Source organism: Pantoea sp. sgz302252 (genome assembly GCF_047713085.1).
In the GTDB taxonomy this organism is placed as follows: domain Bacteria; phylum Pseudomonadota; class Gammaproteobacteria; order Enterobacterales; family Enterobacteriaceae; genus Scandinavium.
The window spans coordinates 18,811-38,823 of the sequence record NZ_JBLFJW010000005.1 but is presented as its reverse complement, the minus strand read 5'-3'; the positions used below and the strand labels follow the sequence as shown (position 1 = coordinate 38,823).

At 54.9% G+C, this 20,013-nt stretch carries 18 protein-coding genes and 1 other RNA gene; 5 read left to right on the top strand and 14 right to left on the bottom strand.

From position 1 onward, the window contains the following. Positions 1 to 78: 78 nt before the first annotated feature. The 8 genes from ACLW56_RS05365 to ACLW56_RS05330 all read right to left on the bottom strand — a co-directional run bounded on the left by ACLW56_RS05365 (position 79) and on the right by ACLW56_RS05330 (position 10,124). Positions 79 to 822, bottom strand: a complete 744-nt coding sequence (locus ACLW56_RS05365; RefSeq protein WP_330982775.1) for an SDR family oxidoreductase — start codon at positions 820 to 822, stop codon at positions 79 to 81. Positions 823 to 896: 74 nt separating this feature from the next. Continuing rightward, positions 897 to 3,770, bottom strand: a complete 2,874-nt coding sequence (gene gcvP / locus ACLW56_RS05360; protein ID WP_330982774.1) for an aminomethyl-transferring glycine dehydrogenase — start codon at positions 3,768 to 3,770, stop codon at positions 897 to 899. A gap of 126 nt (positions 3,771 to 3,896) precedes the next feature. Beyond that, complete coding sequence (gene gcvH, locus ACLW56_RS05355; protein ID WP_330982773.1) at positions 3,897 to 4,286, bottom strand: glycine cleavage system protein GcvH; 390 nt, start codon at positions 4,284 to 4,286, stop codon at positions 3,897 to 3,899. A gap of 27 nt (positions 4,287 to 4,313) precedes the next feature. Then, positions 4,314 to 5,408, bottom strand: a complete 1,095-nt coding sequence (gene gcvT / locus ACLW56_RS05350; protein ID WP_330982772.1) for a glycine cleavage system aminomethyltransferase GcvT — start codon at positions 5,406 to 5,408, stop codon at positions 4,314 to 4,316. Positions 5,409 to 5,829: 421 nt separating this feature from the next. Next, positions 5,830 to 7,032 (bottom strand): FAD-dependent 2-octaprenylphenol hydroxylase, encoded by a 1,203-nt coding sequence (ubiI, locus tag ACLW56_RS05345; protein ID WP_330982771.1) that lies wholly within the window; start codon positions 7,030 to 7,032, stop codon positions 5,830 to 5,832. Positions 7,033 to 7,043: 11 nt separating this feature from the next. Further along, entirely contained in the window at positions 7,044 to 8,210 is a 1,167-nt protein-coding gene (gene ubiH / locus ACLW56_RS05340; protein WP_330982770.1) for a 2-octaprenyl-6-methoxyphenyl hydroxylase, read from the bottom strand. Then, complete coding sequence (gene pepP / locus ACLW56_RS05335; RefSeq protein ID WP_330982769.1) at positions 8,207 to 9,520, bottom strand: Xaa-Pro aminopeptidase; 1,314 nt, start codon at positions 9,518 to 9,520, stop codon at positions 8,207 to 8,209. Before pepP ends, ubiH begins: the two co-directional genes overlap by 4 nt. A gap of 25 nt (positions 9,521 to 9,545) precedes the next feature. Then, positions 9,546 to 10,124, bottom strand: coding sequence for a YecA family protein (locus tag ACLW56_RS05330; protein WP_330982768.1), 579 nt, complete (start codon positions 10,122 to 10,124; stop codon positions 9,546 to 9,548). A gap of 168 nt (positions 10,125 to 10,292) precedes the next feature. Here ACLW56_RS05330 and zapA point away from each other — a divergent pair, with 168 nt between their 5' ends. The 3 genes from zapA to ACLW56_RS05315 all read left to right on the top strand — a co-directional run bounded on the left by zapA (position 10,293) and on the right by ACLW56_RS05315 (position 11,466). Then, the gene (gene zapA / locus ACLW56_RS05325) at positions 10,293 to 10,622 is read left to right on the top strand and encodes a cell division protein ZapA (protein ID WP_330982767.1); all 330 of its coding nucleotides are present in this window, start codon (positions 10,293 to 10,295) and stop codon (positions 10,620 to 10,622) included. Positions 10,623 to 10,663: 41 nt separating this feature from the next. Further along, positions 10,664 to 10,847, top strand: a non-coding RNA gene (ssrS, locus tag ACLW56_RS05320) — 6S RNA. A gap of 22 nt (positions 10,848 to 10,869) precedes the next feature. Next, positions 10,870 to 11,466, top strand: coding sequence for a 5-formyltetrahydrofolate cyclo-ligase (locus tag ACLW56_RS05315; RefSeq protein WP_330982766.1), 597 nt, complete (start codon positions 10,870 to 10,872; stop codon positions 11,464 to 11,466). An 87-nt stretch (positions 11,467 to 11,553) separates the two neighbouring features. Here ACLW56_RS05315 and serA read toward each other — a convergent pair whose 3' ends face one another. Both serA and rpiA read right to left on the bottom strand, forming a co-directional pair. Continuing rightward, complete coding sequence (gene serA / locus ACLW56_RS05310; protein WP_330982765.1) at positions 11,554 to 12,786, bottom strand: phosphoglycerate dehydrogenase; 1,233 nt, start codon at positions 12,784 to 12,786, stop codon at positions 11,554 to 11,556. Positions 12,787 to 13,050: 264 nt separating this feature from the next. Then, positions 13,051 to 13,710, bottom strand: coding sequence for a ribose-5-phosphate isomerase RpiA (gene rpiA / locus ACLW56_RS05305; protein ID WP_330982764.1), 660 nt, complete (start codon positions 13,708 to 13,710; stop codon positions 13,051 to 13,053). A 161-nt stretch (positions 13,711 to 13,871) separates the two neighbouring features. Between rpiA and argP the strand changes: the two genes are divergently transcribed. After that, the gene (argP, locus tag ACLW56_RS05300) at positions 13,872 to 14,765 is read left to right on the top strand and encodes a DNA-binding transcriptional regulator ArgP (protein ID WP_097162070.1); all 894 of its coding nucleotides are present in this window, start codon (positions 13,872 to 13,874) and stop codon (positions 14,763 to 14,765) included. 46 nt (positions 14,766 to 14,811) lie between these two features. Here the strand turns inward: argP and ACLW56_RS05295 are convergent, their stop codons facing one another. Both ACLW56_RS05295 and argO read right to left on the bottom strand, forming a co-directional pair. Beyond that, positions 14,812 to 15,585 carry an oxidative stress defense protein gene (locus tag ACLW56_RS05295; protein ID WP_330982763.1) on the bottom strand — a complete coding sequence of 258 codons (774 nt, stop codon included), beginning with the start codon at positions 15,583 to 15,585 and terminating at the stop codon, positions 14,812 to 14,814. A gap of 89 nt (positions 15,586 to 15,674) precedes the next feature. Further along, positions 15,675 to 16,310: an arginine exporter ArgO gene (argO, locus tag ACLW56_RS05290; protein ID WP_330982762.1), complete on the bottom strand. Its 636-nt coding sequence runs from the start codon at positions 16,308 to 16,310 to the stop codon at positions 15,675 to 15,677. Between the two features lie 191 nt (positions 16,311 to 16,501). Between argO and ACLW56_RS05285 the strand changes: the two genes are divergently transcribed. Continuing rightward, on the top strand, positions 16,502 to 17,542 hold the full coding sequence (locus ACLW56_RS05285) for an ABC transporter substrate-binding protein (RefSeq protein WP_330982761.1): 1,041 nt from the start codon (positions 16,502 to 16,504) through the stop codon (positions 17,540 to 17,542). A gap of 101 nt (positions 17,543 to 17,643) precedes the next feature. Here ACLW56_RS05285 and ACLW56_RS05280 read toward each other — a convergent pair whose 3' ends face one another. Both ACLW56_RS05280 and fbaA read right to left on the bottom strand, forming a co-directional pair. After that, entirely contained in the window at positions 17,644 to 18,507 is an 864-nt protein-coding gene (locus ACLW56_RS05280) for a small-conductance mechanosensitive channel MscS (RefSeq protein WP_330982760.1), read from the bottom strand. Positions 18,508 to 18,863: 356 nt separating this feature from the next. Further along, positions 18,864 to 19,943: a class II fructose-bisphosphate aldolase gene (gene fbaA / locus ACLW56_RS05275; RefSeq protein ID WP_330982759.1), complete on the bottom strand. Its 1,080-nt coding sequence runs from the start codon at positions 19,941 to 19,943 to the stop codon at positions 18,864 to 18,866. Positions 19,944 to 20,013: the final 70 nt, after the last annotated feature.

Genomic DNA, 20,013 nt, shown 5'->3' with positions numbered 1-20,013 from the left:
GCGGCGCATAGCTTGCCGGGCCTACGTAGTGCAGGACAAGGTAGGCCGGTGCAAGCATAGCGCCGCCCGGCATTATTATTAACGTCCGCCCGATAACTCCATAAAACTGCCCGTCACATAAGATGCTTTGTCACTGAGCAGCCATACGATCGCCTGAGCGACCTCTTCCGGCTGACCACCACGCTTCATCGGTAACACAGAACTCAGTCGATCCACGCGACCTGGTTCACCACCCGAGGCATGGATATCTGTATAGATTAAGCCCGGCCGCACGCAGTTAACGCGAATGCCCTGAGCGGCAACTTCCAGCGCCAGACCGGTTGTCAGCGAATCGACTGCCCCTTTTGATGCGGCATAATCCACATATTCGCCCGGTGATCCAAGACGCGACGCGGCTGAAGAGACATTCACGATTGCCCCGCCTTTACCGCCATGTTTGTGCGACATCCGCTTCACGGCTTCCCGGCAACACAGGAAGTACCCGGTGACGTTGGTGCTTAGCACGCGGTTGATTCGCTCCGCGCTCAGCCCTTCAATTGTGCTTTGCTGGAACAAAATCCCGGCGTTATTGACCAATGCGCTGAGCGGTTGACCTTCTCTGTCCAGGGCCTCGAACATGGCCAGCACCTGGGCTTCATCGCTGATATCCGCGCGAACCGTGAACGCCTTTCCGCCACGTTCAACAATCTCGTTGACCACCTGCGTGGCAGCTTTAATGTTGTGGTGAAAATTCACCGCGACGGTATACCCTTCCTGCGCCAGCTGCAACGCCGTCGCCCTGCCAATTCCCCGGCTTGCGCCGGTGACCAGTGCTATTCCCATAAACCGTCTCCCCAGAAATAAAAAAAGCCGGGTGGCGCTAACGCTTACCCGGCCTACGTTGCAAAGATTAAGTATTACTGATATTCGCTCATTGGCACGCAGGAGCAGAACAGGTTACGGTCGCCGTAAACGTCATCCAGACGTTTCACCGTCGGCCAGTATTTGTTCGCCATCCCAGCCGGGAACACTGCCACTTCACGGGTATAACCGTGATGCCACTCGGAGACCAGCTCGTTCTGAGTGTGCGGCGCATTAACCAGCGGGTTGTCTTCCAGCGTCCACTCGCCCTGTTTAACTCGGGTGATTTCGTTGCGAATAGCCAGCATCGCGTCGATGAAACGATCGAGTTCAACTTTGCTTTCTGACTCTGTCGGTTCAACCATCAACGTGCCCGCTACCGGGAAGGACATGGTCGGCGCGTGGAAGCCGTAGTCGATAAGACGTTTGGCGATATCCAGCTCGCTGATGCCGGTTTCTTCTTTCAGTGGGCGAATATCGAGAATGCACTCGTGCGCCACGCGACCATCACGGCCGGTGTACAGCACCGGATAAGCGTCCTGCAAACGGGTCGCGATGTAGTTGGCGTTGAGGATGGCCACCTGGCTCGCTTTCTTCAGCCCTTCTGCCCCCATCATGCGGATGTACATCCAACTGATGGGCAGAATGGATGCGCTACCGAACGGGGCTGCGGAAACCGCGCCCTGACGAGTCAACATGCCTTCAATCTGCACCACGCTGTGGCCTGGCACAAACGGAGCCAGATGCGCTTTCACACCAATTGGGCCCATGCCCGGGCCGCCGCCGCCATGTGGAATGCAGAAGGTTTTATGCAGGTTGAGGTGCGAAACGTCCGCGCCGATGAAGCCCGGAGAAGTGATGCCCACCTGAGCGTTCATGTTTGCGCCGTCGAGATAAACCTGGCCGCCGAACTGATGCACAATCTCGCACACTTCGCGGATAGTCTCTTCGTACACGCCATGAGTTGACGGGTAAGTCACCATGATGCAGGAGAGATTCGCGCCAGCCTGCTCTGCTTTCACACGCAGATCCGCCAGGTCGATGTTGCCTTGTTTATCACAGGCCACCACGACAACCTGCATGCCCGCCATCTGTGCGGATGCCGGGTTAGTACCGTGCGCGGAGCTTGGGATCAGGCAGATATCACGGTGCCCTTCATTGCGGCTTTCATGATAATGACGGATGGCCAGCAGGCCTGCGTATTCGCCCTGCGCGCCGGAGTTCGGCTGCATGCACAGTGCGTCATAACCGGTCAGTTTCACCAGCCAATCAGAAAGCTGGTTGATCATCTGATGATACCCTTCCGCCTGATCAGCCGGGCAGAACGGATGCAGTTCAGCAAATTCCGGCCAGGTGATTGGGATCATCTCTGCCGCGGCGTTCAGTTTCATGGTGCAGGAACCCAGCGGGATCATCGCCTGGTTCAGCGCCAGGTCTTTGCGCTCAAGCCCGTGCATGTAGCGCATCATCTCGGTTTCGCTGTGATAGCGGTTGAATACCGGGTGAGTCAGGATTTCGTCTTCACGCAGCATCGCCTGCGGAACAGAACGGCTGTCGTGCGCGACGTCTTTGTCCAGCGCATCAACGTTCAGGCCGTGGCTGTCACCCAGCAGGACGCTGAAGAGTGCCAATACATCTTCGCGTGTGGTGGTTTCATCCAGCGTGATGCCCACCGCGTTGAGGATGTCGCTACGCAGGTTAATTTCTGCCGCTTCAGCGCGAGCCAGCACGGCCGCTTTGTCTGCCACTTCCACACACAGGGTGTCGAAGAAGTGCTCATGACGCAGCTTCAGGCCTTTTTGCTGCAGCCCGGTTGCCAGAATATCGGTCAGGCGGTGGATACGGCCAGCAATGCGCTTCAGGCCAACCGGGCCGTGGAAGACCGCATACAGGCTGGCGATATTTGCCAGCAGCACCTGAGAAGTACAGATGTTGGAGTTCGCTTTCTCGCGGCGGATATGCTGCTCACGAGTCTGCATCGCCATGCGCAGCGCGGTGTTACCGGCAGCATCTTTAGACACGCCGATAATACGGCCGGGCATGGAGCGTTTAAATTCATCTTTCGCCGCGAAGAACGCTGCGTGTGGGCCGCCGTAGCCCATTGGCACACCAAAGCGTTGTGCAGAACCGAAGACGATGTCTGCGCCCTGCTTGCCCGGTGCTGTCAGCATCACCAGCGCCATAAAGTCAGCGGCAACGCTCACCACGATTTTGCGTTCTTTCAGCTCAGCAATCAGTTTGCTGTAATCGTGAACTTCACCGGTGGTGCCAACCTGTTGCAGCAGCACGCCGAATACGTCCTGATGATCGAGCGCTTTGTCAGCGTCGTCGACAATCACTTCGAAGCCAAAGGTTTCTGCACGAGTGCGTACCACATCCAGCGTTTGCGGGTGAATATCCGCAGCCACGAAGAAACGGTTAGCGTTTTTCAGTTTGCTGACGCGCTTCGCCATCGCCATCGCTTCTGCCGCAGCGGTGGCTTCATCGAGCAGGGAAGCCGATGCGATATCCAGCCCGGTTAAATCCAGCGTGACGGTTTGGTAGTTCAGCAGCGCTTCCAGACGGCCCTGTGACACTTCCGGCTGATAAGGCGTGTAAGCGGTGTACCAGCCTGGGTTTTCCAGCATGTTGCGCAGGATAACCGGCGGCAACTGCACGGCGGTGTAGCCCATGCCAATGTAAGACTTAAAGCGCTTGTTGCGGCTGGCAATGGCTTTCAGTTCAGCCAGCGCGGCGAACTCAGTCGTCGCTTCGCCGACCTGCGGTGGCGTTGCCAGTTGAATGTCCTGTGGCACAATCTGGCCAGTCAGTGCATCCAGCGACTCGGCGCCCACGGCGTTCAGCATCTCCTGCTGCTGTGCCGCATCCGGGCCAATATGGCGTTCGATAAAAGCGCCGCGATTTTCAAGCTGACTTAGCGTCTGTGTCATGAGCGAGGGTTCCTGAAACGTGCAGTGAATCAATTGTCTTAAAGGGTCTTGCCCGGTGGCGCTAACGCTTACCGGGCCTACGTTTGCGGCGTAGGCCGGATAAACGAAGTGCCATCCGGCACAACATTACTCGTCTTCTAACAGCGCTTCGTATGCAGTGGCATCCAGCAGCGCGGCCACTTCAGCTTCATTGCTGGCTTTGATTTTGAAGATCCAACCCGCCGCGTACGGCTCGCTGTTGACCAGTTCTGGGGAGTCGCTCAGCTCGTCATTGACGGCCACGATTTCACCGCTGATTGGCGCGTAGATATCGGAGGCCGCTTTCACGGATTCAGCCACCGCGCAGTCATCGCCTGCTTCTACGGTCTTGCCCACATCGGGCAGGTCAACAAACACCATGTCGCCCAGCAGCTCTTGCGCGTGCTCGGTGATCCCAACGGTGTAAGAGCCGTCTGCTTCTTTACGCAGCCATTCGTGTTCTTTGCTGTATTTCAGTTCTGCCGGTACATTGCTCATTAAAATTTCTCCAGAAAAAATAATCGATTACACGACGGCTTTGCCGGCGCGTACAAAAACAGGTTTGGTCACTTTGACCGGCATTTCACGGTTGCGGATTTGCACCACCGCGGTGTCGCCGATACCTGCCGGAACGCGAGCCAGCGCAATGCTGTAGCCAAGCGTTGGCGAGAAAGTGCCGCTGGTGATGATGCCTTCGTGCTGATTGCCCTGCGCATCGCTAAAGCGGACTGGCAGCTCACCGCGCAGTACGCCTTTTTCCGTCATTACCAGGCCAACCAACTGTTCGGTGCCATGCTGACGCTGGGATTCCAGCGCTTCACGCCCGATAAAATCTCGGTCTGCCGGTTCCCACGCAAGGGTCCAGCCCATGTTGGCCGCCAGAGGTGAAACGCCTTCGTCCATCTCCTGACCGTACAGGTTCATGCCCGCTTCCAGACGCAGCGTGTCGCGTGCCCCAAGACCGCAAGGCTTCACGCCGGTCTCGACCAGCGCGTGCCAGAAATCAGCGGCTTTTTCATTGGGCAGCGCGATTTCATAGCCTGCTTCGCCGGTATAGCCGGTTGTGGCGATAAACAAATCGCCTGCCTGCACGCCAAAAAACGGCTTCATGCCTTCAACGGCTTTGCGTTGTTCGTCATTGAGCAGGCTGCCCGCTTTCGCTTGAGCATCCGGGCCCTGAACGGCAATCAGCGCCAGGTCGTCTCGCACGGTGATGTCAATGCCGTACGGCTCAGCGTGCTGAGTAATCCAGGCAAGGTCTTTTTCACGGGTGGCGGAGTTAACCACGAGACGGAAATAGTCTTCAGTGAGGAAATAAACGATCAGGTCATCGATGACCCCGGCGGAGGCATTGAGCATGCCGGTATACAGTGCTTTGCCGGGTTTGGTCAATTTGGCCACGTCGTTGGCGAGCAGGTAACGCAGGAATTCGCGAGTACGGCTGCCGTGCAAATCGACGATGGTCATGTGGGAGACATCGAACATACCAGCGCTGGTGCGTACGGCGTGGTGCTCATCAATTTGTGAGCCGTAGTGCAGCGGCATCATCCAGCCATGGAAGTCCACCATGCGGGCACCGCACAGCGTGTGTTGTTCATACAAAGGCGTCTGTTGAGCCATCTTGTCCTCGTTGAGTCAGCGGGGCCAGCCAGGTGCTTTGTGAGCAAAAACGCTGCACAAAGCCCAGCGTCGACACCCCTGCTGGGCATCGACGCAAACGTTCTCTTTTGCCTGACGTTACCACCGAAGACCGTGGTAAACCATAAGGCAGAGCAATCCATCACATTAGCTTATGACCAAAATGCAGGAAAAACCCTACAGAACGATCGACTGGCTTACTGCGATTAATGCCACATAAAATTAACATCAGGGCAAAATATTCAGCGCATGATGGTATTTCATGTGGGAAATCGGGCGGATTTTCCGTAGGGATTTTTTTATTGGATTAAAAAAACTAATGCGAAAAAGGGCGTGAAATTAGATTATTTCAAACGAGGAGAGCAAACCCGACGCGCCCGCCGGGTTGAGAAGTGTGATCGGCTTAACGCAGCCAGCGAGGAAGATCATTCAGGCCCATAGCCTGACGAATGAGCTGCGGTTTGACACCGGGGAGCGTATCGGCAAGTTTTAAGCCGATATCGCGCAGCAGCTTTTTCGCTGGGTTGACGCCAGCGAACAATTCGCGGAAGCCCTGCATACCGGCAAGCATCAACGCAGCACTGTGCTTGCGGCTACGCTCATAGCGACGCAGATAGAAATGCTGACCATAGTCTTTCCCTTGCGCATGCAGGCGGCGAATCTCTTCAATCAGTTCTGCCGCATCCATAAAGCCCAGGTTCACACCCTGCCCCGCCAGAGGATGGATGGTGTGCGCGGCATCTCCTACCAGCGCTAAACGGTGCGCGGCAAACTGGCGCGCGTATCGTCCCGTTAACGGGAACACCAGACGTTCGCTCTCGACCTGGCAAAGGCCAAGACGATTATCGAACGCCACGCTGAGCGCCTGATTAAACGCAGCTTGATCGGCATGCTGCATCTTTTCAGCGTCCTGCGGCGATAAAGACCAGACGATGGAACACAGATGCGGATCGCTCAAGGGCAGAAAGGCCAGGATGCCTTCGCCGTGAAATGCCTGTCGCGCAATCGCCTGATGCGGCTCGGCGGTGCGGATAGTCGCCACCAGCGCGTGATGGCGATAATCCCAGGAGGTAAGAGGAATATCCGCTTTATTGCGCAACCACGAATTGGCACCATCGGCGCCAATCACCAGTCGGGCGGTCAGCATGCTGCCATCTTTCAGGCTGAGAAACGCTTCGTTTTCCCCCCAGGCCACTTGCGCCAGTTCAGCATTTGCCAGCAGGGTCACATCCGCACAGCGCTGCGCTTTTTGCCACAGCGCATGATTAATCACGCTGTTCTCCACGATATGGCCCAAATGGCTGAAACCGAGGCTTTCGTCATCGAAGCTGATACGCCCGAAGCTGTCCTGATCCCACACTTCCATGCCGTGATAGCGGCTGGCGCGCGTACCGGTAATATCGGCCCAGACATCAAGGCGGGAGAGTAATTTTTCGCTGGCGGCGTTGATGGCTGAAACACGAAGCTGCGGCGCGGCATCTTGCGCGACAGGCTGCGGTTCGTTCTGTTCGATAACCGCCACACGCAATCCGCTACCCTGCAAACCGCACGCAACGGCCAGCCCCACCATTCCACCACCCACGATAGCGATATCAACACTTTGCACTGAAAAACCCCTTATCTCGCTACTCTGCCGAGGGTACGTTGAGCCAGCACGTCACGCGCCGGACTGAATAATTCCATGGCCATCAGGCCAACGTTACGCCCGGCGACCAGCGGTGCCCAGCGATTTGCGAACAGATGCACTAAGCCATCCGTCACGCCGATGGTCGCATTTTTGTCGGTTTCACGGCGCTTCTGGTACTGACAAAGCAAGCCATAGTCGCCTGCATCGTCTGCCTGCGCCAGCATTTCCGCCAGCGACATCACATCACGCAACCCTAAGTTGAAGCCCTGCCCGGCAATCGGATGCAGCGTTTGCGCCGCATTGCCCACCAACGCTAAGCGGTGCGAAACGGCACGCGTCGCGGTGGTCAAAGAAAGCGGATAAGCGCTGCGGCTGCCGCTGTGCGTAATGCGCCCCAGACGCCAGCCAAAGGCCTGTTGAAGCTCATGACAAAAACGTTCGTCAGACCAACTGAGCACCTCATCGCGATTATCCAGAGGATGGCACCACACCAGCGAGCAACGCCCCTCTGACATCGGCAACATCGCCAACGGGCCGTGCTGAGTGAAACGCTCGAACGCTCGCCCGCCATGCGGCAGCGCGGTAGTGACATTGGCAATGACGGCCAGCTGCTCATAAGGCTGCTGCTGCCAGGCGATGCCACACTGTTCGCCAAGGGCAGAACGGGAACCGTCAGCCGCCACCAGCAACTGGCCTGTCAGGACCGTGCCATTATCCAGCGTGACGTCGACCTGACTCTGGCTTCGACTAAACAGCTCGACTCGCGCCGGGCAGTGCAAGGTGACGCCAGGGGCTTTGCGCAACATGGAGAAGAGACGCTGGCCGACATCATGCAATTCCACCACCTGACCCAGAGCGGGCAAGTGATAATCTTCTGCCTCAAGCGTAACAAAACCCGCATGACCACGATCGCTGACGTGCACGGTGCGAATGGCCGTTGCGCAATCGCGAATGGCCTGCCAGATACCAACTCGCTCAAGTTGCTGGCAAGTTCCAGCCGCAAGCGCAATCGCGCGGGCATCGAACCCCGGATGCTGCTGAGACTCTGGCGAAACCGCTTCGACCAGATGGACAGGCAACTGCCCTTTACTGAGATGAGAAAGGGCTAACGCAAGCGTTGCACCCGTCATTCCTCCGCCGACGATGATGACACTCATGCTTTTTGCGCCGCCATCAGCGCTTCAATATCATCAGCCTGTTTCACCACGCTTGCCGTGAGGTTCTCGTTTCCGCTGGCGGTGATCACAATGTCATCTTCGATGCGAATGCCGATACCACGATAGCGCTCTGGCACGTCGGCATCTGGCGCAATGTACAGGCCGGGTTCCACGGTTAACACCATACCCGGCTCCAGCACGCGGGAGCGATCTGCACCGTAATAGCCAACATCATGCACATCCATTCCCAGCCAATGGCTCAGGCCGTGCATGAAGAATTTACGGTGCGCGTTGTCAGTGATGAGCTGATCGATATCGCCCTGTAAAATGCCCAGTTTCACCAGCCCCGTGACCATAATGCGCACGACTTCACTGGTCACATCCTGAATTGTTGTGCCAGGGCGATAGAGCGAGAGCGCCGTTTCGAGAGAGTCGAGCACGATGTCGTAAATCTCACGCTGGGCTGGGGTGAATTTGCCGTTGACCGGGAAGGTACGCGTGATATCGCCCGCATAGCCTTGATATTCACAGCCAGCGTCAATCAGGACTAAATCGCCGTCACGCAGTTCGAATTCATTTTCGGTGTAGTGAAGAATGCAGGCGTTTTCGCCGCCGCCAACAATCGTGTTGTACGAAGGGTAGCGCGCGCCGTGGCGGGTAAACTCATGGTGAATTTCACCTTCAAGCTGGTACTCAAACATGCCTGGTCGACATTTTTCCATCGCACGCGTATGCGCCAGCGCGGAGATTTCCCCTGCCCGACGCATGAGGTCGATTTCTTCCGCCGATTTGAACAGGCGCATTTCGTGAACCAGCGGGCGCCAGTCAACGACTGAAGACGGAGCTTTCAGATTCTGACGCAAGCCTTTACGCAGTTTATCCAGCGCGTTGAACACTATACCGTCCGCCCAGGCATACTCGCCCTGAGCGTGATACACCGCATCCAGACCGTTCAGCAACTGGTACAGCTGCTCGTCGATTTCACTGAACGCCAGCGCGCGATCCACACCGAGTTTTTCAGGCGCAGCTTCCTGGCCTAAACGGCGGCCAAACCAAATTTCAGCCGTCAGATCACGGACGCGGTTAAACAGCACGCTGTGGTTATGGGTGTCATCACTTTTGATCAGCACCAGCAGCGCTTCCGGTTCGTTAAACCCGGTGAAGTAGCTAAAATCACTGCTTTGGCGATACGGGTATTCCGTATCCGCGCTGCGAATAGCTTCCGGTGCGGCGAAGATCAGTGCCGCGCTGCCGGATGGCATTTGCGCCAGCAGCTTCTGCCGACGCTGAAGGTATTCCTGCTGTGTCATGACACCCTCCAGAGTATTCTTATTTTTAGTGTAAGGTCGGTTTCTGCACTTCCGGCGCGGTAGGCTGCGGATGCGTGAAGGTGTCGTGGCACAGCAATGCGGCTACGCGCACGTACTCCACGATCTCCTCAAGCGACATCTCCAGCTCTTCCTGGTCTTCATCTTCGTCGTAGCCGAGTTGCGCAATGTTACGCAGATCGTCAATGGCTTCGCCGGTTTCACCTTTCACTTTATCCAGTTTCGGCTGAGTTACGCCCAGGCCTAACAGGAAGTGGTTCACCCAGCCTGCCAGCGCATCAGCACGCTCGAAGACGCTGACTTCGTCACCGTCCGGCATGTAGAGCTGGAACAAAAAGCCTTCGTCTTCCAGCGCATCGCTGGTGACCGCGTGGATTTTACGCAGCACTTCTGCCAGTTGATGGCCAAACGCCATCCCTTCGTTGGTCAGGTCATGCACCAACGGCAGCCAGCTGCTGTCTTTGTTGCCGCCACACAGCATGCCGCTAATCAGCCCGTGCATCTCAGCAGGCGTTAAGCCTACTCCCTGCTGGTTAAGTAACTGGTTAACGTCGTGGTAACCAGGCATTTCATTCTGTATAGACATGCGCATTCGTCGTCGTTGGGAGGAAGTTCATGTTATGCTACCACTTTGGACCCTGGTGAACCAGAAAAGGGCTTGTATGTTCACACTGGGGTAGCTATAGTGTCGCCCCTTCGCAGGCCCCGGTGTGCGGGATGCGGAGGCAGCGCAGTCAATCAGCAGGAAGGTGGCATGTCTGCAGAACCCGTCGATATCCAAATTTTTGGCCGTTCACTGCGAGTGAATTGCCCGCCTGAACAAAGGGATGCCCTTAATCAGGCCGCGGACGATCTGAATCAGCGGTTGCAAGATCTAAAAGAACGCACTAGAGTCACAAATACTGAGCAGTTGGTGTTTATCGCCGCCCTGAATATCAGCTACGAGCTGACCCAGGAAAGAACGAAGACCCGTGACTACGCTGCCAGTATGGAAACCCGAATTCGGATGCTCCAACAGACCATCGAACAAGCGCTGCTTGATCAGGGTCGCATAACCGAAAGAACGGCGCCCAACTTTGAATAACACTTCATGGTTAACTATGGTAGAGTGACCCTGAAGACCAAATTTCTCTGAGATGTTCGCAAGCGGGCCAGTCCCCTGAGCCGATATTTCATACCACAAGAATGTGGCGCTCCACGGTTGGTGAGCATGCTCGGTCCGTCCGAGAAGCCTTAAAACTGTGACGACGCATTCACCTTGAACCAAGGGTTCAAGGGTTACAGCCTGCGGCGGCATCTCGGAGATTCCCTACCTTCTTTCTTCTTCTGCCATGACACAACATTCTGTCGTCACTTCATCAAGACAACACATTCGCCAGACTGTCCGGCAACAACGTCGTGCCCTTACCGCTGAACAACAACGTCATTTCGCTCAACAAGCCGCTTCACGCATGATGGCCTATCCGCCCGTTGTGATGGCGCATACCGTGGCTTTGTTTCTCTCTTTTGATGGCGAGCTGGATACCCAACCTTTAATCGAGCAGCTCTGGCGTAGCGGCAAACGAGTCTATTTGCCGGTTCTGCATCCGTTCAGCCCCGGAAATTTGCTGTTTCTGCATTACCATCCACATTCTGACTTAGTGATTAATCGCCTGAGGATTCAGGAACCTAAACTGGATGTGCGGGATGTTTTGCCCCTAGACGAGCTGGATGTGCTGATTACGCCGCTGGTTGCGTTTGACAGCCAGGGCCAACGTCTGGGAATGGGCGGGGGTTTTTACGATCGCACCCTGCAAAACTGGCAGCAACATGGCCTGCATCCCGTTGGCTACGCGCATGATTGCCAGCACGTTGATGCCTTACCGGTGGAAAAGTGGGATATCCCGCTGCCTGCGGTGGTGACGCCGTCCCGGCTCTGGAACTGGTGAATGGATTGTCGGGTGGCGGCTTCGCCTTACCCGACCTACAAAATCCGTAGGCCCGGCAAGCAACGCGCCGCCGGGCAATAAAACCGTTCAGTAAAGCAGACGAGCGCGAATCGTCCCCGGAATCGCCTTCATGCTTTGCAGCGCTTTCTCTGCCACATCCTCTTCCGCTTCGATATCAATCACCACATAGCCCATTTGCGGCGTCGTTTGCAGATACTGCGCGGCGATGTTCACGCCTTGCTCAGCGAAAATCTGGTTGATGGCTGTCAGTACGCCTGGACGGTTTTCGTGAATGTGCAGCAGACGGCGGCCGCCGTGTAAGGGCAGAGAAACTTCTGGGAAGTTCACCGCAGACAGCGTGGAACCGTTATCGGAGTACTTAGACAGTTTACCTGCCACTTCCAGACCGATATTTTCCTGTGCTTCCTGAGTCGAGCCGCCGATGTGCGGAGTCAGGATAACGTTGTCAAATTCGCACAGCGGCGAAGTGAACGGATCGCTGTTGGTTGCCGGCTCTGTTGGGAAAACGTCAATCGCTGCCCCCGCCAGATGTTTACGCGCCAGCGCATCGCACAGCGCAGGGATATCCACCACAGTACCGCGAGCGGCGTTGATCAGCAGAGAACCCGGCTTCATCAGTGCCAGCTCTTCTGCGCCCATCATGTTTTTGGTCGACGCATTTTCCGGAACGTGCAGACTCACCACATCGCTCATGTTCAGCAAGTCAGACAAATGCTGAACCTGGGTCGCATTCCCCAGCGGCAGTTTGCTTTCGATATCATAGAAGAACACGTGCATGCCCAACGATTCCGCCAGAATGCCGAGTTGGGTACCGATATGCCCGTAGCCGATAATCCCGAGCTTTTTACCACGCGCTTCAAAACTGCCCGCCGCCAGTTTATTCCAGATGCCGCGGTGCGCTTTAGCATTCGCTTCAGGAATGCCACGCAGCAGCAGCAGCAGCTCACCAATCACCAGTTCAGCCACAGAACGGGTATTGGAGAATGGCGCGTTAAAGACCGGCACACCGCGTTTAGCCGCCGCGTTCAGATCAACCTGGTTGGTGCCGATACAGAAGCAGCCAATCGCCACCAGCTTCTCAGCCGCCTGGATGATGTCTTCGGTTAGATGAGTACGGGAGCGCAGGCCGATGAAATGGGCATCACGGATCGACTCTTTCAGTTGCTCAGCGTCGAGCGCGCCTTTATGAAACTCAATGTTGGTGTAGCCTGCCGCACGAAGGCTATCGAGTGCTTTTTGGTGCACACCTTCGACCAGCAGAAACTTAATCTTGTCTTTTTCCAGCGATACCTTAGCCATTTCCCCGCCCTGTCTTTCTTGTCGTGATGTTGTGGTGAACGAATGTCCACCCGAGCCAACATATCAAAAAAATCTATTGCGGCAATATGAACGTTTGCGTCAGCATCCTGAGGAAATGTCATTCAGCGGTCATTGTTAGCATAAAATGCTGGATGAGAATCCACACACAGTGTGTAAATGAGATGAAGCCTTGAAATGTGACACAAGTCACCAAATTTAACCTGGCTGAAATTTTTTACGGGGGCAGCCTGCGCCCCCGTCAGATCATTTTACGAGGATTTTCACGCCATCAGCGGTGCCAATCAGCGCCACGTCTGCGCCACGGTTGGCGAACAGCCCTACGGTGACCACGCCAGGAATCCCATTAATGGCATTTTCAAGCGCCACAGCGTCGAGGATTTCCAGACCATGCACGTCAAGGATCACGTTGCCGTTGTCCGTCACCACATTCTGACGGTATTCAGGACGACCGCCCAGTTTCACCAGCTCACGAGCCACCGCGCTGCGTGCCATCGGGATCACTTCCACCGGCAGCGGGAATTTGCCCAGAATAGCCACCTGCTTGGAAGCATCGGCGATGCAGATAAACTTGTCAGCCACGGACGCGATGATCTTCTCACGGGTCAACGCTGCGCCGCCGCCTTTGATCATCTGCATGTGATCGTTAATTTCATCCGCGCCGTCGACATAAATGCCCAGACGATCCACTTCATTGAGATCAAAAACGTGAATACCAAGGCTTTTCAGCTTCTCGGTTGAAGCATCCGAACTGGACACTGCCCCTTCAATCTGGCCTTTCATCGTGCCCAGCGCGTCAATAAAATGCGCTGCGGTGGAGCCGGTGCCCACCCCTACGATCGTGCCCGGTTGTACGTATTGAAGGGCTGCCCAGCCAACTGCTTTTTTCAGTTCATCCTGCGTCATGGTTTTTGCCTGTGATGTGATGGGATGCCGCGCATTATAGATCATTCATGCCAGAAATGTCCGCGCAGCGCCCTTGTGAAGGTCGCCAATTTCGATCTGTATCAAACGTAAATTTATGTCATAGTGCGAGGTAACGAAGAATAAGGAGCCAGTCAGCACACATGAAACGTCCGGACTACAGAACACTACAGGCACTGGATGCGGTCATTCGGGAACGCGGGTTTGAACGCGCCGCACAAAAGCTGTGTATTACCCAGTCCGCCGTCTCCCAGCGTATTAAACAGCTGGAAAATATGTTCGGCCAACCGCTGCTGGTGCGTACGGTTCCCCCGCGTCCTACGGAACAAGGTCAGAAATTGCTGGCTCTGTTGCGTCAGGTTGAACTGCTGGAAGAAGAGTGGCTCGGCGATGAACAAACCGGCTCCACGCCACTGCTGTTATCACTGGCGGTGAACGCCGACAGTCTGGCAACCTGGCTGTTGCCTGCCCTTTCGGCCGTTCTTTCTGATTCCCCTATCCGCCTGAACATTCAGGTGGAAGATGAAACCCGCACGCAGGAACGTTTACGCCGGGGTGAAGTCGTCGGTGCTGTCAGTATCCAGCCGCAAGCGCTGCCGAGCTGCCTGGTCGATCAACTGGGTGCGCTGGACTATCTGTTCGTGGCATCAAAGTCGTTTGCGCAACGTTACTTCCCGAACGGCGTAACGCGTTCTGCGCTGCTCAAAGCCCCGGTTGTCGCGTTTGACCATCTGGACGATATGCATCAGGCCTTCCTGCAACAGCACTTCGATTTACCGCCGGGTAGCGTGCCGTGTCACATCGTTAACTCGTCGGAAGCCTTCGTGCAGTTAGCTCGCCAGGGCACCACCTGCTGTATGATCCCGCATCTGCAAATTGAACGTGAACTGGACAGCGGCGAGCTGATTGACCTGACGCCTGGCCTGTTCCAGCGCAGGATGCTTTATTGGCACCGCTTCGCCCCGGAAAGCCGCATGATGCGCCGGGTGACGGACGCGCTGCTGGAATATGGGCATAAGGTTTTACGCCAGGATTAAACAGAAAAGCCGGGGGATCCCCGGCTTTTTTATGAATGGCTTTCTGTTACTGAGCTGGTTTCTGCTGCTCTGGCGCCTTCTCAGGTTCTGCCGCTTTCTGCGGTGCTGCCTGAGTCGGTTCGAGCTGGAATACAACGTCAACCTGATCGTCGAACTGAATGGTCGGCTGCTCGTAAGTTTCCTGCGCAGACGCGGCAGGAGCGGCATCCGCTTTCATCATCCGTACCATTGGGCTCGGCTGATAGTTAGACACGTGGTAGCGCACGCTGTACACCGGCCCCAGTTTCGCGTTAAAGCCGGAAGCCAACGCCGTTGCCTGATGAATCGCATCATCAATGGCCGCTTTGCGCGCTTTGTCCTTATACTCATCCGGTTGCGCAACACCCAGCGAGACGGAATGAATTTCATTCAGACCCGCTTTCAGTGCGCCGTCCAGCAGTGAGTTCAGTTTATCAAGCTGGCGCAAAGTGACTTCCACCGTACGCACCGCGCGGTAGCCTTTCAGAATGCTTTTACCATTCTGGTAGTCATAATCCGGTTGAGTACGCAAGTTCGCAGAGCTGATGTCTTTTTTGGCGACACCGTTCTGCTCAAGGAAAGAGAGATACTGGGCAACACGATCATCAGCTTGTTTCTTGGCCGATGCCGCATCTTTTGCCGCAACGTTCACTTCGATTGCCAGCGTTGCGATATCAGGTGCCGCATCAACGCTTGCCGTGCCTGAGGTGACAATGTGCGGTCCATCCGGCAATTCATTTGCCTGCACCGACACTGTACTTAATCCCACGAATGCCGCCAGGGCCATCACTTTAAACTTCACTGTCGTTCCTCCATGTTACGTCTTCACCCGAAACAGGGCGCATGCCTGCAAGCTTAGCTTCTGAGGACTAAATGTCCATAAGACATGGCTTAGTTGAACAAGGCGTGAACATGGGAGATCCCTTCTTTTGCCAACTGAAAAGCGATAAACCACATCACCAGGCCAACCAGTAAATTAATGATGCGTTGCGCCCGAGCCGTGCGCAGGCGTGGGGCTAGCCAGGCGGCCAACAAAGCCAGGCCAAAGAACCATAAAAACGAGGCGCTGACCGTGCCCAATGCAAACCAGCGCTTCGGCTCCACATCCAGCTGCCCGCCCAGACTTCCCAGCACCACAAACGTATCAAGATAGACATGGGGATTAAGCCACGTCACCGCCAGCATCGTGGCGATGATTTTCCAGCGCCCCTGCTTCATCACTTCCGCACTGGCCAGTTCCAGATTACTGCCCATTGCCGTTTTCAGGGCCCCAAATCCGTACCACAGTAAAAATGCTACGCCGCCCCAGGTGACGCCCGCCATTAACCATTCTGACTGCATCAACAGGGCGCTTCCGCCAAAGATACCTGCGCATATTAAGAGCAAATCACTGAGGGCACAGAGAAAGGCAATCATGATGTGATACTGACGTCGGATGCCCTGATTCATCACAAAAGCGTTCTGTGGCCCAAGCGGCAGGATCATGGCTGCACCAAGGGCAAGCCCCTGAAAATAATAAGATAACATGATTAATTTCTCTGAAATTCTTGTCGATGGCGAGACTATAGCGCGGGCAGGGCATTAGAGGAAATGGATAATTTTAATACCTTATTAGGCATACTAATAATGTCAGCGATCGCTAATTTTGCATATTCATGCACTGACTGTGGGTTATACTGCAACTGATTGCTTTTCACTCACATGCTCAAGGACTGACCATGACCCTCACCAAAACTTTATTGCTGAGTCTTTCTCTCGCCCTGCTTATGATGATGCAGCACACTCAGGCTGAAACAGTTCTGCGCTATACCGATCATGAAGCCCTCAGCAATATGCGAACCCGTGTAATTAAAGATGTTTTCTTTGCGGCAATCGAGCAGGAATCACATGGCCGCCTACGAGTAGAAGATCACTGGAATGGTGAACTTGCCATCAGTTATGACGCACTCAAAACCATCAGCGAGGGGCAAAAGGCGGATATGGGGATCGTGGTCCCGGAATACACCGCAGACCAGCTGCCACTGCATCAAATTTTCAAAAGTTTCCCGCTGGGGCCGGATAAAGGTGAAAAACAGGTCGCCTTCTTCCATCGCGTCTTTAACGAACTCCCGCAGTTCCCGGCAGAGTTAGCAGCGAACAATCTGGTCAATTTACAGTTCTTCCTTGGTTACCCAGCGGCGTTCTTCGCAACAGATCCTCACCTGCGTTATGACAAACTCTCCGGGACGACCTGGCGTACTGCCAGCTTCTGGCATCAGGCGTATCTGGAAAATGCAGGGGCTAAAGTCGTCAAAATGCCATGGAATGCACAGATAACCGACGCGCTGCGCGAAGGCAAACTCAGCGGACTGTTGGTGAATCTGGACAGCGGTGATGACATTAAAGCCTGGCAAGCCGCAAAAGAGATCGGTGTTTCGCCACGCCTCTGGCTTGGGCATGTTTATTTGCTGGCGATGAACAAACAGCGCTGGGAGAGCCTGGCACAGGAAGATAAAGATGCGATTCGACGGGCGGCTGTTCGCACAGAGAAAACGCTTGGGATCACGTTGGATAACAGCCTGAACATGATGGTCAATACCCTGAACCAGCAGGGTGCCCACGCTCGTTTTCTCGATAACCAGACGCTGGAGAGCTGGCAAAGTGTGAGCCGCTATCAGGCTGTTCAGGCCGACTGGGTGGCAAAGCAGAAAGCGAAAGGCGTTGAAAATGCAGAGGGCACAGTGAAAGCAGTTGCTGCGCTTCTCGACCAGGTGCAGTAACTAACCTGATTTTTTGCCCGATGGCGCTTCGCTTATCGGACCTACGGGAAAGTGTAGGCCAGGCAAGCGAAGTGCCGCCGACGGGCAAGTCAAAAGTAAGACTACGCGGCCTCGGCCTGGTCTTTCGCCCGTTTGAAGTTCACATCCATCTGTGGGAACGGGAAGCTGATGCCGTTGGCGTCAAAGTCGCGTTTGACGCGCTCCAGCACATCCCAGTAGACGTTTTGCAGGTCGCTGCTTTTGCTCCAGGTGCGGACAACAAAATTCATGGCGGATGGCCCAAGTTCATTCAGGCGCACCGTCATTTCGCGATCTTTGATGATGCGTTCATCTGACTGAATGATGTTGGTCAGCAGCTGTTTAACCTTATCGATGTCGGAGTCGTACGCCACGCCAATGATGAACTCATTGCGGCGAACCGGCTCACGGGAAAAGTTGATGATATTCCCGGCGATGATCTTCCCGTTCGGGATAACCACGATTTTGCCGTCCACGGTGCGCATGGTGGTGGAGAAAATCTGCACGTTGAGCACCGTGCCTGCCACTCCGCCCAAATCTACATATTCTCCGGCACGGAACGGACGGAACATCACCAGCAGCACGCCTGCCGCCAGATTGGACAGCGAGCCCTGTAACGCTAAACCCACCGCTAAACCTGCGGCACCCAGAACGGCGATAACGGAAGCCGTTTGTACACCGACGCGCCCCAGAGCGGCAATCAGCGTGAAAGCGATAATGGCGTAACGCAGCATCGCGGAAAGGAAGTCAGCCACGGTGGCATCAATCTGCCGGGCGCGCATCACACGGTTTACAGCATTGGATACCAGTCGGGCAACAATCATCCCGACGATAATAATGGCGATCGCGGCGACGATATTCACCGCATAGCTCAGCAGCAGCGCCTGATTGCGCACCAGCCACGAACCAGCATGATTAATACTGTCGACAACATTCAAATCTTCCATCTGATAATCCTTATAGCAACCCAAAAGGGAACACAAAACTCGACGACTCTGCAAAAAGGCAGTCTGTTAAGGTTAAACAAGAATCGTCTGTAATGCCAAGGTGATCACAGAATGAGACAAATTTATGATGTTGATAAAACAATAAAAAAGCCCGCTATTTAGCGGGCTTGAGACTGATGACAAACCTCTAACGAGTGCAGTTTTGTCATTAGCGACCGAACAAAAAATAAGGAAAATCAATTCATTGATTTTCGGCTGCTCACCACAAAGAAGGAAAAACCACGCTTTTTCCTTCTTTGTCAGCAATCTGAAGCCCGCTATTTAGCGGGCTTAGGGCAAAAAACGAAAGGCAAAAATTACAGAACGTCAACCGCGTTCAGTTCTTTGAATGCCTGCTCCAGACGCGTGATCATGGAAGCCTGTGCTGAACGCAGCCATACGCGCGGATCGTAGTATTTCTTGTTTGGCTGGTCTTCGCCTTTCGGGTTGCCCAGCTGGCCCTGCAGGTAAGCTTCGTTGGTTTTGTAGTATTGCAGGATACCGTCCCAGGTTGCCCATTGGGTGTCGGTATCGATGTTCATTTTCACTACGCCGTAGCTTACGGAGTCTTTGATTTCCTGAGCAGAAGAACCGGAGCCGCCGTGGAAGACGAAGTTCAGGCTGTTGTGCGGCAGGTTGTGTTTCTTGGAAACATAGTCCTGAGAATCACGCAGGATGGTCGGGGTCAGAACCACGTTACCTGGCTTGTAAACACCGTGTACGTTACCGAAAGAAGCCGCGATGGTGAAACGTGGGCTGATAGCGTTCAGTTTGGTGTAAGCGTAGTCAACGTCTTCTGGCTGAGTGTACAGGGCAGAAGCGTCCATGTGGCTGTTGTCCACACCGTCTTCTTCACCACCGGTGCAACCCAGTTCGATTTCCAGGGTCATGCCGATTTTGGACATGCGCGCCAGGTATTTGGAGCAGATTTCGATGTTCTCTTCCAGAGACTCTTCAGACAGGTCAATCATGTGAGAAGAGAACAGTGGCTTACCGGTAGCCGCGAAGTGTTTTTCACCCGCATCCAGCAGACCGTCGATCCACGGCAGCAGTTTCTTCGCGCAGTGGTCAGTGTGCAGGATAACCGGAACACCGTAGTGCTCAGCCATCTGATGAACGTGGTGCGCACCAGAGATTGCGCCCAGGATTGCCGCGCCCTGAGGAACGTCGGTTTTCACGCCTTTACCGGCGATGAAAGCAGCACCACCGTTAGAGAACTGAACGATAACTGGCGCTTTAACTTTCGCAGCGGTTTCGAGAACGGCGTTGATGGAGTCGGTGCCCACACAGTTTACTGCTGGCAGAGCGAAGTTGTTTTCTTTAGCTACCTGGAAAACTTTCTGTACGTCGTCACCTGTGATGACGCCCGGTTTTACGAAATCAAAAATTTTAGACATATTACGTAGTCCTGTATCTTCGGCCGAAAAAAAAGAGGTGCGAGCCTTAAGCACGCTGAAAATGGGGTTA

Coding starts and splice junctions, on each gene's coding strand:
- ACLW56_RS05365 (WP_330982775.1), bottom strand. CDS start 822: ATGGGAATAGCACTGGTCACCGGCGCAAGCCGGGGAATTGGCAGGGCG.
- gcvP (WP_330982774.1), bottom strand. CDS start 3,770: ATGACACAGACGCTAAGTCAGCTTGAAAATCGCGGCGCTTTTATCGAA.
- gcvH (WP_330982773.1), bottom strand. CDS start 4,286: ATGAGCAATGTACCGGCAGAACTGAAATACAGCAAAGAACACGAATGG.
- gcvT (WP_330982772.1), bottom strand. CDS start 5,408: ATGGCTCAACAGACGCCTTTGTATGAACAACACACGCTGTGCGGTGCC.
- ubiH (WP_330982770.1), bottom strand. CDS start 8,210: ATGAGTGTCATCATCGTCGGCGGAGGAATGACGGGTGCAACGCTTGCG.
- pepP (WP_330982769.1), bottom strand. CDS start 9,520: ATGACACAGCAGGAATACCTTCAGCGTCGGCAGAAGCTGCTGGCGCAA.
- ACLW56_RS05330 (WP_330982768.1), bottom strand. CDS start 10,124: ATGTCTATACAGAATGAAATGCCTGGTTACCACGACGTTAACCAGTTA.
- zapA (WP_330982767.1), top strand. CDS start 10,293: ATGTCTGCAGAACCCGTCGATATCCAAATTTTTGGCCGTTCACTGCGA.
- ACLW56_RS05315 (WP_330982766.1), top strand. CDS start 10,870: ATGACACAACATTCTGTCGTCACTTCATCAAGACAACACATTCGCCAG.
- serA (WP_330982765.1), bottom strand. CDS start 12,786: ATGGCTAAGGTATCGCTGGAAAAAGACAAGATTAAGTTTCTGCTGGTC.
- rpiA (WP_330982764.1), bottom strand. CDS start 13,710: ATGACGCAGGATGAACTGAAAAAAGCAGTTGGCTGGGCAGCCCTTCAA.
- argP (WP_097162070.1), top strand. CDS start 13,872: ATGAAACGTCCGGACTACAGAACACTACAGGCACTGGATGCGGTCATT.
- argO (WP_330982762.1), bottom strand. CDS start 16,310: ATGTTATCTTATTATTTTCAGGGGCTTGCCCTTGGTGCAGCCATGATC.
- ACLW56_RS05285 (WP_330982761.1), top strand. CDS start 16,502: ATGACCCTCACCAAAACTTTATTGCTGAGTCTTTCTCTCGCCCTGCTT.
- ACLW56_RS05280 (WP_330982760.1), bottom strand. CDS start 18,507: ATGGAAGATTTGAATGTTGTCGACAGTATTAATCATGCTGGTTCGTGG.
- fbaA (WP_330982759.1), bottom strand. CDS start 19,943: ATGTCTAAAATTTTTGATTTCGTAAAACCGGGCGTCATCACAGGTGAC.